Source organism: Nocardioides hungaricus, from assembly GCF_054782915.1.
Genome location: NZ_BAAGRO010000054.1, coordinates 36,264 through 51,402, shown reverse-complemented (window position 1 = coordinate 51,402; position 15,139 = coordinate 36,264). Strand labels below are relative to the sequence as shown.

Sequence of the window (15,139 nt, the reverse complement as noted above, 5' to 3'; positions counted from 1 at the left end):
ACGGGAGTGACAACTCATGGCTGAACACAAGAAGCCCGACCCGGTCGACGTGGTCATCGTTGGACTCGGCGCCAGCGGCGGAACCGCCGCCAAGGTGCTGAGCGAAGCGGGCCTCAAGGTCGTCGGGCTCGAGCGTGGCCCCTTCTTGCGGCACAACGAGCACTTCTCGGGCGACGAGCTGAAGTTCGTCAACCGAAGCTACATGTGGCCCGACGCCAAGCTGACCCCGCGAACGCGGCGCGTCGAGGACGACGAAGTGGCCCAGCCCTATCCCTTCTCGATGACGCCTCAGCTCGTCGGCGGTGGGACCAACCACTGGGCCGGCTGGGTCCCCCGCCCCAGGCCTTCCGACTTCCTCCAGCGAACCCTGCACGGCGACATCGACGGGATGAGCCTGGCGGACTGGCCCTTCCAGTACGAGCACCTCGAGCCCTACCTGACCAAGGTCGAGTGGGAGTTCGGCGTGGCCGGCATCGCCGGCGCCGACAAGGGCGAGGGCTTCCGCAGCAAGCCCTTCCCCAGCCAGCCGCTGCCGCCGACGCGATGGGGCAAGAAGTTCTACACGGCCGCCAACCAGATGGGGATCAACGCCTTCCCCATCCCGCACGCGATGGTCACCAACGAGCACAAGGGACGCCAGCCCTTCAACCGGACCAGCTTCTGGAACCAGTACGGCGACCCCAGCGGCGCCCGCTCGAACACGGCGACGACCTTCATCCCCGAAGCACTGGCGACGGGGAACTTCGAACTACGCTCCGACTGCTTCGTCCGCGAAGTCAAGGTCGGCAAGGACGGCAAGGCGACCGGCGTGGTCTACGTCGACGACTCCGGTGCAGAGTTCGAGCAGGATGCACGCGTCGTTGTGCTGGCCATGGGGGCGATCGAAACAGCTCGGTTGATGCTGCTCTCCAAGTCATCGCAGTTCCCCGACGGGCTGGCGAACTCCTCCGGTCTGGTGGGGAAGAACGCGACCTTCCACGAGTACCTCTTCGCCATCGGCTTCTTCGACAACGAGATCGACGACCCGCTGTACGGCTGGACAGGCAACTACATCAGCGGCGGCACGATGGACTTCTACGAGACCGACGAGAGCCGTGGCCACATCGGCGGCTGCATCGTGTCCTCTTCCCAGACCTGCCACCCGATCAACATGGTGTTCCCCGGCCGACCCACCTGGGGGCAGGCGTTCAAGGACGCGGACCGGACCTTCTTCAACTACGCGATGAAGATCGGCCTGATCCTCCACGACATGCCCCAGGAGCGGAACCGAGTGGACCTCGACCCGACCCACAAGGACTTCATGGGCCTGCCCGTGGCGCGCATCACCCACCGCGCGCACGAGAACGACAGGGCAATGGGCAAATGGCAGGTCGACAAGAACATCGAGATCCTCGAGACCGCTGGCGCCCGCAAGACCATCCCGGTCTACCTGGACCAGGTCACGGGCAACACCTGCCACCAGCACGGCACCGCGCGGATGGGATTCGACCCCAGCACCTCGGTACTCAACGAGTGGTGCCAGACCCACGACATCGACAACGTGTTCGTGGTGGACGGATCGGGCTTCCCGACCTCGCTCGGCGTCAACCCGACGCTGGCGATGATGGCCAACGCCTGGCGCAGCTGCGAGTACATCGCTGAGAACTACCTGACGGGCCGGGTCGAGCGTCTCGCCGGCGCCCACGCCTGACGATCCTGAACGGAGGCACTTACATGAGTTCCAAGGCAGACTGGAAGACAGTCCTCGAGCCGGTCGACCCCGACTCCAACGAGCGGCTCTTCTTCACCCGCCACGAGTGGGACACCGTCGAGGCTCTCTCGGCACGCATCATCCCCACCGACCACGATCCCGGCGCCCGGGAAGCCCGCGTGGTGGTCTTCATCGACCGGTACCTGTCGGGGATCAACTACATCTTCGCGTCCGCGGACGGTAGCGGGTTCCTGCAGATCGACGGCCACTACGCGAACGCGTGGCGGTCGCGGATCACGGACATGCAGCGCACCTACCGCGAGGGGCTGGCCCAGCTCGACGCGCTCTGCACTTCCGAATTCGGCAACTGCTTCACTGCGCTCGCCGATGCCGAGCAGGACCGGGCGCTCGAGATGCTCTCCGGGCGACCGAAGCCCGGGCCGGTGACGCTCGGGACCACGGAGCCGGCAAGCACGTTCACCCAGTTCACCACCGATGACGGACTCGCGTTCTTCGACGCCCTCTGCCTGCACGTCAAGCAGGGGTTCTACGCCGACCCCGTCTATGGCGGCAACAAGAACCGTGAAGGCTGGCGGGTAATCGGCTTCGAAGGACCGGCGAGCCTGAAGGACACGATGGACGGCACCTACTCGACCGACTCCTTCTTCGTCCAGGAGTACGACTGGGCCGACCTCATTCCCCACCTGAAGGTCCAAACCGAGTGGGAGATCCCGAGCTAGGCAGAGCGACATCTGGCCGCTCGGGCGGCCCTCTCTCGCCCGCGAGCCCGAGGCCCTACAAACCTGCAATGAACCGCAGCACGTCGAACGGTGGACCAAGGTATGAAGATTGAAAGTGTGAAGGCTCGCCCGGTCGGGCTGCCACTCGAGGAGAACCTCCGATGGGGAGCGATGTCGGTCAGCACCAAGGGCGGCATTCTCGTCGAAGTCACCACCAGCGACGGCCTCGTAGGCATCGGGGAGGCAGGGTTCTCCGCGGAGTACTTCCCCATCGTCGGGCCGCTGGTCAACAACCAGCTGGGCCCCATGGTCACTGGCCGCGACCCGCGAGACATCTCGGCCCTGTGGCACGACATGATGCGCTCGACGCACATGTGGGGAAGGCGCGGAGTCGAGACCTACGCGCTCAGTGGCATCGACATGGCGTTGTGGGACTTGCTGGGCAAGATCACCGAGCAGCCGGTGCACCGGCTGCTCGGCACCTACAAGCCCTCCGTCAGGGCCTACTTCGCGCCGTCGTTGAAGGACACCGAGAAGTCGGTGACCGAGGCGCTCGCCGCAGCCGAGGCCGGCTACACCGCCATCAAGCTTCGTGTCGCGGGCGACCTGAAGGAGGCAGTTGACCTGGTCGCCTCCGTTCGTAGCGCCGTAGGCCCCGACGTGGACCTGATGGTCGACGCAAACATGGCTTATGACCGACGAGGAGCCCTCGCCCTCGCCAGGGAACTGCACCAGCTACAGGTCGCGTGGCTCGAAGAACCGATTCTCTCCCGGTCCCTCTCGACCTATGTCTCCGCTCATGCCTGGCTGGCCGACCGGGTCGACATCCCGCTGGCAGGCGGGGAGTCTCTCCTGACGCGGTACGAGTACGTCGACCTGATGTCAGAACTGCCATTCGACATCGTTCAACCCGACGCCGCGAGCGTTGGCGGCATCTCAGAGCTCAAGCGAGTCGCCGACATGGCCAGCGCCTGGAACCTGCAGTGCGTGCCGCATATCGGCTGCTCCTCGGGGACCGGGATCGGCTTGGCCGCCGGACTCCAGGTGATCCTCAGCTGCGAGAACGCTCCCCTCATCGAGGTCGACGCCTACGGGGGGCTCGGATGGGAGGGCTTCCTCGAAAACCCGCTCGTCGTCGAGGACGGACGACTCTGGGCCAACGACGGCGCGGGAATCGGGGTTGCCATCGCCGACGGCGCCATCGAGAGGTTCAGCGTCACCATCGGTGCGCAGGAATGACGACCGTGTCCAAGACAGTATCGATCACGCAGCTCGCGCCCCAACGGGTCCTGCCAGTACTCGTCCTCCGCGATCCCGCAGACGCCATATCTCTGCGCCCGGCACTGCAAGCTGGTGGGCTCACCTGTGCCGAAGTGACCCTTCGGACCTCGACGGCGCTTGCCGCCATCGAGCTGATGGCCGACGATCCCGACTTCGCTGTTGGGGCTGGAACGGTGCTGACCGCAGACCAGGCCCGCGCGGCGGCCGCAGCCGGCGCCCGCTTCATGGTGAGCCCCGGCTTCAGCCTCCCCGTTGCCGTTGCATGCGCCGACCTCAACCTCCCCTACTTCCCCGGCGTAGCAACCCCAACCGAGATCTCGACGGCGCTCGCCCACGGACTGAACGAGCTGAAGTTCTTCCCAGCTCAAGCGCTGGGGGGAGTCCCAGCGCTGAAAGCCCTGAGCGCGCCGTTCGGCACCGCGACCTTCATCCCCACTGGTGGCATTACCGAGAGCAACTGCGCTGAGTACTTCGCAATCGGATCGGTCGCCGCGGTCGGCGGTACCTGGATCGCGACACCCGAGATCCTCGAACAAGGCGACTACGACGAGGTGACCCGCCGCGCGGCCCGCGCAGTCACCGCAGCCGATCCCTCCTTGGGTCGATTCAAAGAAGGCGCGTGGACGAGTTGAAGATCAAGAGCCCTGGCGACGCCCGCTACGACGCACTGGCGCTGGGCGAGGTGATGCTTCGCCTCGACCCCGGCGACCGGCGGATCAGGACGACCCGCAAGTTCGACGCATGGGAAGGCGGCGGCGAGTACAACGTGGTGCGCGGACTCCATAAGGTCTTCGGTCTGCGGACCGCGGTGGTGACCGCGCTGGCGGACAACGAGGTCGGTCGCCTCATCGAAGACCTGATCTCCCAGGGAGGCGTGGACGCCAGCCTCGTGCGTTGGCTCGAGTACGACGGCGTCGGACGACGGGTCCGCAACGGGCTGAACTTCACCGAACGCGGCTTCGGAGTCAGGGGTGCCCTCGGCGTCTCTGACCGCGGCCATACTGCGGTCAGCCAGCTCGCCGACGGAGACATCGATTGGGACCACATCTTCGGGACGCTCGGCGTGCGGTGGCTGCACACCGGTGGGATCTTCGCAGGGCTATCGGCCACCAGCCCCGAGGTCGCGGAAGAAGCCATGTTGGCCGCCCGCCGCCACGGGACCCTCATCTCCTACGACCTCAACTTCCGACCCAGCCTCTGGAGGGGCATCGGCGGCCGCGACACCGCCCAGAAGATCAACCGGAAGCTCGCGCCTTTAGTCGACGTCATGATCGGCAACGAAGAAGACTTCATCGAGTCCCTGGGATTCGAAGTTTCAGGCGTCGACCCAGATTTCACGAACCTCGACCACGGCGCATTTCTGAGCATGATCAACGACGTCGTTTCCGAATTTCCGAACCTCCAAGTAATCGCCACCACCCTCCGGGGCGTCTCGTCAGCAAGTCGTAATGACTGGTCGGCAATTGCATGGTCCAGGGAAACCGGCCTGGTGGCGTCGCGACGTTGGAAAGAAATGGAGATATTCGACCGAGTCGGAGGCGGCGACAGTTTTGCATCAGGGTTGATCTACGGCCTACTCAGTGCCGAGCCGCTCCAGGTAGCCGTGGAGCTGGGCGCCGCACACGGTGCTCTCGCGATGACTACCCCGGGCGACACCTCCATGGCGACCGCTGCGGAGGTATGGCGCCTTGCCGACGGCGCCAGCGCCCGGGTTCAGCGGTGAGGGGTCGATATACTCGTCCGAACGTCTCGCGTTGGGTCCGGATCCGTCGCGGGCAGGATCGCAAAGTAGGAGTCGGCGGCCTCCCCGGTCATCTCAAGGAGTTCGTGTGCCTGATGCGCAGGTCGGAATCGAGCCCGTTAGGCAGCTGAAGCTAGCCGACGCCGTGGCTGCTCAGCTCGAAGAGCTCATCCAGAAGGGGCACTTCGGTGACAGCGGCCGGCTGCCGGCCGAGCGTGAGCTGGCCGAGCAGTTCGGTGTCGGTCGAGGCACGATGCGTGAGGCCGTCAGCAAGCTTGAGACCCTCGGGATCGTCGTGAAGAACCAGGGCGTCGGGACGTTCGCCGTCTACCCGCCCCCTCAGGCGGCAGGGCGGATCCTCATGCTCACAGCTGGTGACGTCACCGCGCTGGAGCTATTCGAGGTCCGCTACGCACTGGAACCGCGGGCCGCGGCCATGGCCGCCGACCGCCGCACCAAGTCCGACCTCAGCGAGATCCGAGAGATCTTCGAGCGGTCCAAGGCTCCCGGAATTGACGGCGCGGAGTTCGTGCGCCTCGACTTCGAGTTCCACAACCGGATCGCACAGGCGTCGAACAACAGGCTCTTGCGCCGCCTGTACGAGCAGATCGGACCGCATCACGCGATCTACTCCGAGAAGGTGATCGAGATCCCCGGGCGGATGGAACGCGCCTGCGAAGGCCACCAACAGATCTTGAACGCCATCACCCAGAGTGACGCCGAGGGCGCTCGCCAAGCGGCGCTTGAGCACCTTCGATCAGCAGAACGCGACCTCGCCATCGAAGCGAGCTCTCTGGACTGAGTCCAACGGACCAGCAGCCAGCACCACCGCCCCGCGGCGACCGCCGCCCAACCTCGCCGTGCTGACCTGAATACTTTCGCCCGCGACGTGGGCGGGAGAGTCAGGCCCGCGCCATGCCAGTCGCCCGACCAAACTGAACGTCGCGTGTCACTGCGCGAAGCACGAGAACATGTCTGGCGCCGCAAGAGCTCAGTGCACCCTCCGCTCTGCTGTCGTTCCAAGCATTGCGCCTGGACGCCGGTTGCGAGACGGCCAGACCCCCGGAGGGCGTCCAGGACCATCCTCAGATGGGGAGGTTTCGTCGCCGCCCCACCGGTTGGTGCCGATCCGGTTGTGGCCGCGGGAACGGTCGACGAACCGGGCGGTGACCTCGGCGACGAGGAAGAGCAGCAACATTGGGGCGCCAGGAAGCACATGGTGAACGGGTCGGTGGACGGGGTGGCGACCGTGGCGAAGACGAAGGTGCCCCATGACTGCCGCGCCCTCTTGAGCGCCTGCGGGCGAACAGCCGGCGTCCACGCGACCGTGAGATGAGTGGTTCGAACCCTTCGTCCAACTGAGCTGAAGCGTGGCGTGTTCGGCCGGCGGACGGTCCTGACGCTTGACGTGAACAGCGGGAATTGAAAGCTCGAACGACGATCGTCGTCGCACGGAGACCGGTAGCGATCTGCGTAATGCGAGTCAAGACGAACGTGCAGCCGCTCGTCTGGATACCGATCCCGTTCTGGTCACGCTCCGCGTGACGATCCGGTTGCGAAACAGATCCTTGCTCATCCGAGGCGATCGACCGGCGGGTCACGCAGAACGCGTGACGGTCTCACTTCCCCAGGATGTCTGTTCGATGGGCCCGGCGCGCTTGAAGGAGGATCCAAGAGCCTAGGAGATGGACATGGAGACCGTCCTGCTGAAGATCCCCGACGTCATGGAGCGGCTTTCCGTCGGCCAGACGAAGGTGTACGAGCTGATGGCTAGCGGCCAACTGCGATCGGTGAAGGTCGGCCGCGCCCGCCGCGTGCCGAGCGACGAGCTCGAGCGCTTCATGGCCGAGCTCGACGACACCCGCCCCAACCTCAGGCTGCCCGCGCCAAGGCACTCCCCAGCCCGCGCTTCCTGACTCCTTGTCCACAGGCGACGGGAGAGCTGGCTGCCGACGACGGACTCGGAGGTCACGCTGGGTTCCGTGTCCATTCGCGCAACTTCATGCGCTTGAAGAGTCGGAACCGAGAGGAGGCGGATCGCGGTGTGCCGCATGTGGCGGAAGATGCGGTCTGTCCGAGCAGGCCGCCTGCGGCGTATGGTCGATGAACCAACATCGCCGCGCGCCAACTCGGAGGAGCCTGGAATGTTGCGATCTCGGCTGTGGCTCGCGACCTTCCTGGTGGTCACTTGCGCTGCCTGTAGCGATGGCGGGGCCTCGCCGGCTCCAACTGACAGCCCTTCGTCGACTTCGTCGGCGCCCACGGCGTCGACGACGTCTGTGCCGCCCGAACTCGCCGGCTACAGCGAGCAGGAGCGTGCGGCGTACGAGACCGCGGTGACCGAGTACGACGCGTTCACGCGGCGGAACGACGAGTTCTACGCCACCGGCGAGACGACCGTTGCCGCGAAGCGCTTCTACCAGCGGTACGCCGTCGACTGGTCGACCGCGTGGGGCAACCTCGCCCAGATCGCGAACAACAACGTCACCGTCACCGGCTCGACGAAGACCGTCTGGACGAAGCCGAAGTCGATCGAGCTGGGCGGACCGAAGGGGGACGTCGTCGTTCTTCGCAGGTGCCTCGACGAGTCGGGCCGCGTCGTGGAGCAGAACGGCCAGAAGGTCAACCAGCCGCAGTTCAAGGACCCGCACGTCTACAACGTCCGGCTCGAGAAGCGGCGCGGCGAGGACCGGTGGCGCTCGGGGATCGCGGAGCAGGGCTCGACATGCTGACCCGGACTCTTGGCACGTCGGTGGCTGCGCTGTTGCTGCCGCTGGTCGTCATGGTGCCGAGGGCCGCAGCCGAGGGCGACTCGCCCTGCCCTCCGGGTACCAATCCCGTGAGCGTGGGGTCCGGCGTGATCTGCGTTGTCGTCACGGACCCGGGCGAGCCCGGGCAGCCGGGCGAACCCGGAGAGCCAGGAGACGGCGGGCAGGCACCGGCTGGGTGCTACAAGTCCGACGGCACGCAGGTGCCGTGCCAGACCGACGACGGCTACTGGTGGTCGGGCTACCAGTGCTACGCGTCGCCGTACGACGCTCCGCCCGGCACGCCGGCCTGGCAGGGCCACACCGACGGATCCCTATGGCAGTGCACGAGCTGTGAGTCCGCCGGTTCGTCGACCACCTGCAACGTCCAGATCATCTGGACGGCACCGGGTGCGGAGCCGGGGCCGCCGACGCCGGAGCAACTCGCCTCAACGGCCTTGGGCCTCATGCCACTGGCGCAGGCGGAGGTACACACCGCTCCCGCGTCGCCGTCGGAGACCTACGTCGGTGTTGAGAACTGGCTCTGGGTCCCTGACGGCCAGTGGCGCACGCTCACCAAGTCGGTCAACGCGGGGGCGACAACCGTGACCGTCACGGCCGCGCCCTCGCAGATCGTGTGGAACCTGGGACCGTCGTCGATCACTTGCTATGACCCCGGCAAGCCATGGGAGCAGGGCATGTCCGACGCCGCGACCACGACCTGCGGCTACACGTACGAGACCAGCTCGGTCGACCAGCCGGACGGGAGCTTCGCGATCTCGGCGACCATTCGCTACCAGGTGACGTGGACCTGCGCAGGGGCCTGCCCGACGACTGGCGGTGACCTTGGCCTGGTCGACGCGCCAGCCGGAACTAGCACGCTGCGCGTGCTCCAGCGGCAGACGGTGGTGGTCCGATGACGACTGATACCGGGTCGCGCACGTCGGCCGACCAGCAGCCGCGCACCACCAAACCCCGTCCGAAGTCCCTTGGACACGACCTGCCACGGGTGCCCCGGCGTTACGGGCAGTGGGCCGGGGCCGTGCTGTTCGTCGTCATGGCCGTCCTGCTCGCCGGGTGGTTCTGGCAGCAGAAGAGCGACCGGGAGGCCGTCCTCGCGATCGCTCACCCGGTTCCGGCAGGGGTTGTCATCGCCAAGGACGACTTGCAGGTCGTCGAGGTCGCCGGAGTCCACTCGACGATCAACTCAGAGGATGCCCAGACCGTCATCGGGTCGACCGCCGCAGTCGGTCTCGTGGAAGGTCAGATCCTGACGCCCGACATGGTCACGTCCAAGCCGCTCCCCGGACCGGGCGAGCGAGTGGTCGGCTTGCAGCTGGACGCCACGCGTGCTCCGAGTGGCCTGGTCCCGGGCGATGTGGTCGTGGTCCTCGCCGTTCCACCTGCCGGCGACCCGAGCTCGCCCGCTGAGTTGGACGACCCTACGGTACTGGCGCCACAGGCCACAGTCGCATCGGCCGAAGTCGTCGAGGGAGCCGGGACGCGCCTGGCGCTCGTCGTCCCGGAGTCGGTCGCCGAGCGGGTCACGGCGTACGTCGCGGCGGGACGCGTCGCCCTGGTCCAGGCGCCGATCGGGGGTGACGGCTGATGTTGATTGCTATGTGCGGGGACAAGGGCGCCCCCGGGGTGACCACGTCGGCGCTTGCGATCGCCTCGGCATGGCCCGGGCCCGCGGTCGTCGTCGAGGCAAGTCCGGCCGGGGGCGATCTCGCGATCCGGCTCCGGCCGAAGGGGTTGGTCCTCCCCGAGACCCCGACCGTCTTGTCGGTCGTGACCGCCTCCCGAGGCGCGGACCGGACGGCCGCAGTGGCCAATCACAGCCACGTCCTCAACTCGACGACCACGGTGATACCCGGGCCTGCCTTGGCCGAGCAGTTCGCGAACATCGGCGACTGGGCGCCGCTGGCCGACGCCCTCAGCCAGAGCACCCTGCCGGTGTTCGCCGACCTCGGGCACCTCCATGCCGCGTCCGCGACGGTCGCCGTCGCGGCCCGCGCCGACCTGGTCGTCGTCGTGTCACGACCTGACATGCCGTCAGTGGTACGGGTTCGGGAGCGGCTGATTCGAGCCGCGACCGATCTCGCGCGGATGAGGGGCACGGCTCCCCGGCTGTTCCCGCTGCTCGTCTCGACGAGCCGTCACGGACCAGCGGACGTCGCCGACTTGGGTGCGGTCCTCGCCGAGACGCCGGTCCGGCCGTTCCTCGTGGACGCCGGTTTCCTCGCGCACGATCCCTCCGCCGTACGACGCCTCCAGGCGGGCGAGGAACCCGGCGGCCGACTGGCACGGACGGCGCTCATGCGGTCGGCGCGCACAGTCGTGAGCCAGATCGAGCGCATCGCGAAGGCGCCAGTCCACGCGACTTCCGGTTCCGCATCTAAGGCGGGATCATGACCGACCTCGATTACGCGCTGATCAAGCGCCTCCAAGGGGAGCTCGGACGGCTCCGGCAGGAGGAGATCCTGCGGCGGCGGAGCGCCAACCTTCCAATGCTTACCGGCCCCGACGCGGTTCAGCACGGCAAGGCGCTCGTCCAGAAAGTTGTCGGCGACTACGAGTCGAACCTCGTCGAGTCGGGCTCTGAGCCCATCACATGGGAGGCGCGGCAGGATCTCGTCGAAGCGCTGGAGTCCCGCCTCTTCGGAGCTGGCAGTCTGCAAGCGCTGCTTGATGACGAGAACGTCGAGAACATCGACATCAACGGCTTCCAGCACGTCTACGTGGAGTACGCCGACGGGACGACGGCGAAGGTGCGACCGATCGCAGGGTCCGATGAGGAGCTCGTCGAGACGATCCAGACGCTCGCCGCGCACGAGGGACTCTCTGCGCGTGCCTTCGACGTCGCGAACGTCCGCGTCAACCTGCGGCTCCCGGATGGCTCACGGCTCTACGCCGTCCAGTCCGTGACGAAGCAGCCGGTCGTTTCGATCCGACGCCACCGCCATCCCCGGGTCACTCTCAAGGACCTGATCGGCCTGGAGACGATCGACGTGGAGATGGGCGAGTTCCTCTCGGCGCTGGTCAGGGCACGCAAGAACGTCATGGTCGCCGGCGCCACAAGCGCCGGAAAGACGACCCTTCTCCGCGCGCTCGCCTCCGAGATCGGTCCCGACGAGCGCATCCTCACCGTCGAGCGATCCCTCGAGCTCGGCCTGGACGAGGACGTCGAGCACCACCCCAACGCGATCGCCTTCGAGGAGCGCCTGCCCAACACCGAGGGCGCCGGTGCGGTCACGATGGCCGAGCTCGTACGCGACACGCTGCGCATGAATCCCTCCCGCGTGATCGTCGGAGAGGTCCTGGGTGACGAGGTCGTCACGATGCTCAACGCGATGACCCAGGGCAACGACGGCTCGCTGTCCACGATCCACGCGAACTCGTCGTCCGACGTCGTCCACAAGATCGCGACGTACGCCATACAGGCGCCCGAGCGGCTGCCGTGGGAGGCGACCGTCCGGCTGGTCGCGACGGCACTGGACTTCGTCGTGTTCATCCGCCGAGTGCGCGGGGAAGACGGCCAACGGCGGATCGTCGAGTCGATCCGTGAAGTCGCCGGGATCAGCGACGACGGCCAGCTCCAGACGAACGAGCTGTGGGGCCCGGATGCGTACGGCGACGTCGTACGACGCCACGGCGTACAGGTGCGGGCTCAGGACGAGCTTGTCGCCGTGGGTTGGCAGCCCGACCCGGGCGGGTGGTCGTGATGAGGATGCTCGGCTTCCTCGTTGCGGTCGCGGCTGGGTGCTTTGGCTTGCTGGCAATCGTCCGCCTTTCGCGTGGCATGAGCGCGCTGCCGAGCATTTCGCTGCGGCCCTCCCTCGATCGAAGGAGCACCCGGCAGTTCGGCGTCGCGCTGGTCGCTGGACTCGTCGCGCTGCTGATCACTCGATGGGCTTTGGCCGGCCTGGCCGCCGCGGCGGTCGTCCTCCTGTGGCCGCGCTTGTTCGGGGGCGGTCGTGCCGGTCGGCGGCAGCTGGAGAAGATCGAGGCGCTCGCAGCCTGGACGGAGAGTCTTCGCGACACGGCGACCGCTGCGGCCGGACTGGAGCAGGCGATTCCGGCAACTGTCGGCGCCGCCCACGCATTGCTCCGAGCACCGGTTCGCGATCTCGCTGCCCGGCTCGACGGGCGGGTGCCGCTGCCTGAGGCCCTGGCCCGCTTCGCCGACGACGTCGACGACCCTGCTGCAGACATGGTGGTGGCGGCACTATCTCTCAACGCCAGACAGCGCGCCGGCGGACTGGAGCGGATTCTGACTTCACTCGCCGCCTCGTCCCGCACCGAACTCGAGATGCGTCGCAAGGTCGAGCACGAGCGTCGCGCCCTGCGCCGGCAAGCACAACGGATCGCGTTCGCCGTGCTCGGCTTCGTTGCGCTGCAGGCCCTGTTCGCCCGCGGCTGGGTCGAGCCCTACTCGACACCACTGGGTCAGCTGGTCCTGACGATCCTTGCCGCGATCTTCATCGGCGCATTCGTGAGGATGAGGTCCCTGTCGAACGGGGAAGTCGAAGCCAGGTTCCTGACTTCGCCACGCGAGATCACCGAGATCGCCTCCTACAAGCCGCACCTCGCGCCGATCGGAGGCCGCACATGATCCCGTTCATGGTCGCGGCCGGCCTCCTCGCGGGCGCGTTGCTGCATGCCTACCGACTCGCAGTTCCTCCACGCGCCGACCTGGCGGGCGCCGTACGCCGCTGGGATTCCGCTCGCGCACGCGAGACCCGCATCCAGCGGATCGGCGCGCCGAGAGCGACGACGATCGGCGGCAAGTTGCAGGGCTGGCTCTCCGAGCAGATCCTCCGGCGGGCCAAGGACGGCAAGGGCCTCACCCAGGATCTCGCCGTCACGGGTGGCACGGTCGAGCAGTACGTCGGCAAGACCACCACGCTCGCGGTTGTGGGCGTCTTCGGGCCGGTCGTCATCCTCGGCGTGTTCAACGCACTCGGCCTCGGCATCCCGCTCGCCTTCGGTCCTGCCATCGGCGCGGTGCTCGCCGCAGCCATGCTCGTGGTCACCCGTCAGGAGCTCACCGACAAGGCCAAGAAGCGGCGGGCGGAGTTCCGCAGGACGCTCTCGGTCTACCTCGACCTTGTCGCGATGTCGATGCAGGCGGGCCGCGGCCACGCCGAGGCGCTGCCGGCGTCTGCGGCCATCGGGACAGGATGGGCATTCACACACCTGCAGGACGCGATCGACGGTGCCCGCTTCTCCGGCACCACGCCCTGGCACGCGTTGGGCCAGCTCGGCGACCGCTTCGGCATTCGCGAGCTGACCGACCTCGACTCCGCGCTCACCTTGGCCAACGAGGACGGCGCGAAGGTCCGGGCGACGTTGGTGGCCCGAGCCGAGACCCTGCGTGCCGAGCGGATCGCCGACGCGGAAGCCGCCGCCGCCCAGGCAACCGAGTCGATGAGGTTCGCCCTCATCGTCATGGTCTTCGCCTTCCTCACCTACGAGCTCTATCCCTCGGTTGCCCGGCTCTTCGCCGGATGACCCTGTACCTACAGGAGAACCACATGGAGGAAATCAGGATCCTGGTGATCTGGCTCAGGGCCCGTCTGGCCGAACGGGAGCGCGACGAGCGCGGTTTCACGGCCGTCGAGTGGCTGCTGATCGCGCTCGGAGTGATCACGATCGCTGGCATCGCCGTGGCAGCGATCAAGGCCTACGTCACCGGACAGACCAACAAGCTCGGGCAGCCCTGAGCCAGGGCGATGTCGCGGGTACGAAGGATCCGAGACGAACGAGGAGCACTCTCGATCGAGTTCCTCCTCGTGATGAGCGCGCTCATGCTCGTCTTCCTGCTGATGCTCCAGTACGCCATGCAGGCCCACGCCCACCGGGTCGCTCAGGCCGCCGCAGAGGAGGCACTCGCCGCCGCATCGGCGTACGACGGCTCTGCGGCCTCCGGTGAGGCCGCCGGGAATCACTACCTCAGCGACCTCGGGAGTCTTTCCGGCACCGACGTGACCGTCACACGGACCGGAGATACGGCCGCTGTCACGGTCACCGGCGACGGCCAGCAGGTCTTGCCCTTCGTGCCTGTCCACGTCTCGGTCCACCTGGAAGGTCCGATCGAACGCTTCGTGGAGTCGTCGTGAGGCGCGACGAACGAGGCGCGATGGCGATCGAAGTCGTCATCCTCACCCCACTGTTGGTGGCCGCGATCATGGTGATCGCGGCCGGAGGCCGCTACGTGGACGCCCGCGGGCAGGTCAACAGCGCCGCGTACGCCGCGGCCCGGGCGGCATCCCTGACTACCAACCAGGAAGCGGCCGTCCAGGCAGGGACGAAGGCCGCGCAGCAGTCAATGGACAAGCGCGGACTCGCGTGCGCCAGCCTGACGGTGAACGTCGACGCGGCCGACTTCAACCCAGGTGGTGACGTCCGCGCGACGGTCACGTGCGTGGCCGATCTGTCGGACGTGGTCGGCGTGGGCAAGATCCCCGGCTCGAAGACGTTCTCATTTACCGCGGTCGTGCCGCTCGAGGAACACCGGGACTTCCGGTGAAGCGCGACGAGCGCGGCAGCGCCTCGATCTGGGCGATCCTCGTAATCGCCGGGGCCTTCACCGTCCTCCTCGGGCTCGTCGTCGACGGCGGCCGAGTAATCGATGAGCGCGTCGCTGCCTCACGAGCGGCTGCCCAAGCCGCGCGGGCAGGGGCCGACGCGCTCTCGGCGGCCAGCGTTCGCAACGGAAGCGACGCGGTCGACGCCGAAGCTGCGCGGGCGCGCGCCCAGAGCTACCTCCGCGACGCGGGGATGGACGGCACCGTCAGCGTTGCTGGCGACACCGTCACCGTGAGGATCACCGCCGACTCAGAGAACCAGATCCTCGGCGTCATCGGGGTCAGCTCGTTCCCGATCGACGAGACCGAGTCAGCCCGCGCCATCACCGAGGAGGACTCACCGTGAGCGT

General features: G+C 67.3%; 18 protein-coding genes. All 18 read left to right on the top strand.

Translation table 11 applies throughout. The features are described 5' to 3' along the window. The first annotated feature begins 16 nt into the window (after positions 1–16). The 18 genes from ACYVKX_RS20170 (at position 17) to ACYVKX_RS20085 (ending at position 15,135) form a co-directional block, all read left to right on the top strand. Positions 17–1,690, top strand: a complete 1,674-nt coding sequence (locus ACYVKX_RS20170) for a GMC family oxidoreductase (RefSeq protein WP_460835475.1) — start codon at positions 17–19, stop codon at positions 1,688–1,690. Between the two features lie 23 nt (positions 1,691–1,713). Then, complete coding sequence (locus ACYVKX_RS20165) at positions 1,714–2,430, top strand: gluconate 2-dehydrogenase subunit 3 family protein (RefSeq protein WP_460835474.1); 717 nt, start codon at positions 1,714–1,716, stop codon at positions 2,428–2,430. 117 nt (positions 2,431–2,547) lie between these two features. Further along, the gene (locus ACYVKX_RS20160) at positions 2,548–3,669 is read left to right on the top strand and encodes a mandelate racemase/muconate lactonizing enzyme family protein (RefSeq protein WP_460835473.1); all 1,122 of its coding nucleotides are present in this window, start codon (positions 2,548–2,550) and stop codon (positions 3,667–3,669) included. Then, positions 3,666–4,343 (top strand): bifunctional 4-hydroxy-2-oxoglutarate aldolase/2-dehydro-3-deoxy-phosphogluconate aldolase, encoded by a 678-nt coding sequence (gene eda, locus ACYVKX_RS20155; RefSeq protein WP_460835472.1) that lies wholly within the window; start codon positions 3,666–3,668, stop codon positions 4,341–4,343. The genes ACYVKX_RS20160 and eda overlap by 4 nt, the downstream gene beginning before the upstream one ends. Next, entirely contained in the window at positions 4,331–5,434 is a 1,104-nt protein-coding gene (locus tag ACYVKX_RS20150) for a sugar kinase (protein ID WP_460835471.1), read from the top strand. The genes eda and ACYVKX_RS20150 overlap by 13 nt, the downstream gene beginning before the upstream one ends. A gap of 106 nt (positions 5,435–5,540) precedes the next feature. Then, a complete protein-coding gene (locus tag ACYVKX_RS20145; protein ID WP_460835470.1) occupies positions 5,541–6,254 on the top strand; it encodes a FadR/GntR family transcriptional regulator in 714 nt (237 codons plus the stop codon). A gap of 889 nt (positions 6,255–7,143) precedes the next feature. Beyond that, entirely contained in the window at positions 7,144–7,368 is a 225-nt protein-coding gene (locus tag ACYVKX_RS20140; RefSeq protein ID WP_460835469.1) for a helix-turn-helix domain-containing protein, read from the top strand. Positions 7,369–7,731: 363 nt separating this feature from the next. Further along, positions 7,732–8,184, top strand: a complete 453-nt coding sequence (locus tag ACYVKX_RS20135) for a hypothetical protein (RefSeq protein WP_460835468.1) — start codon at positions 7,732–7,734, stop codon at positions 8,182–8,184. Next, the gene (locus ACYVKX_RS20130) at positions 8,178–9,119 is read left to right on the top strand and encodes a hypothetical protein (RefSeq protein ID WP_460835467.1); all 942 of its coding nucleotides are present in this window, start codon (positions 8,178–8,180) and stop codon (positions 9,117–9,119) included. Before ACYVKX_RS20135 ends, ACYVKX_RS20130 begins: the two co-directional genes overlap by 7 nt. Further along, positions 9,116–9,808, top strand: coding sequence for an SAF domain-containing protein (locus ACYVKX_RS20125; protein WP_460835466.1), 693 nt, complete (start codon positions 9,116–9,118; stop codon positions 9,806–9,808). Before ACYVKX_RS20130 ends, ACYVKX_RS20125 begins: the two co-directional genes overlap by 4 nt. Before the next feature lie 11 nt (positions 9,809–9,819). Continuing rightward, the gene (locus ACYVKX_RS20120; protein WP_460835465.1) at positions 9,820–10,614 is read left to right on the top strand and encodes a hypothetical protein; all 795 of its coding nucleotides are present in this window, start codon (positions 9,820–9,822) and stop codon (positions 10,612–10,614) included. Continuing rightward, positions 10,611–11,924 carry a CpaF family protein gene (locus ACYVKX_RS20115; protein WP_460835464.1) on the top strand — a complete coding sequence of 438 codons (1,314 nt, stop codon included), beginning with the start codon at positions 10,611–10,613 and terminating at the stop codon, positions 11,922–11,924. Before ACYVKX_RS20120 ends, ACYVKX_RS20115 begins: the two co-directional genes overlap by 4 nt. Before the next feature lie 5 nt (positions 11,925–11,929). Continuing rightward, on the top strand, positions 11,930–12,814 hold the full coding sequence (locus ACYVKX_RS20110; RefSeq protein ID WP_460835463.1) for a type II secretion system F family protein: 885 nt from the start codon (positions 11,930–11,932) through the stop codon (positions 12,812–12,814). Continuing rightward, on the top strand, positions 12,811–13,713 hold the full coding sequence (locus tag ACYVKX_RS20105; RefSeq protein WP_460835462.1) for a type II secretion system F family protein: 903 nt from the start codon (positions 12,811–12,813) through the stop codon (positions 13,711–13,713). The genes ACYVKX_RS20110 and ACYVKX_RS20105 overlap by 4 nt, the downstream gene beginning before the upstream one ends. Before the next feature lie 23 nt (positions 13,714–13,736). Continuing rightward, positions 13,737–13,925, top strand: coding sequence for a hypothetical protein (locus ACYVKX_RS20100; RefSeq protein WP_460835461.1), 189 nt, complete (start codon positions 13,737–13,739; stop codon positions 13,923–13,925). A gap of 9 nt (positions 13,926–13,934) precedes the next feature. Next, on the top strand, positions 13,935–14,321 hold the full coding sequence (locus tag ACYVKX_RS20095) for a TadE/TadG family type IV pilus assembly protein (RefSeq protein WP_460835460.1): 387 nt from the start codon (positions 13,935–13,937) through the stop codon (positions 14,319–14,321). 20 nt (positions 14,322–14,341) lie between these two features. After that, positions 14,342–14,731, top strand: coding sequence for a TadE/TadG family type IV pilus assembly protein (locus ACYVKX_RS20090; protein ID WP_460835459.1), 390 nt, complete (start codon positions 14,342–14,344; stop codon positions 14,729–14,731). Continuing rightward, positions 14,728–15,135, top strand: a complete 408-nt coding sequence (locus ACYVKX_RS20085; protein WP_460835458.1) for a pilus assembly protein TadG-related protein — start codon at positions 14,728–14,730, stop codon at positions 15,133–15,135. The genes ACYVKX_RS20090 and ACYVKX_RS20085 overlap by 4 nt, the downstream gene beginning before the upstream one ends. The last annotated feature ends 4 nt before the right edge of the window (positions 15,136–15,139 follow it).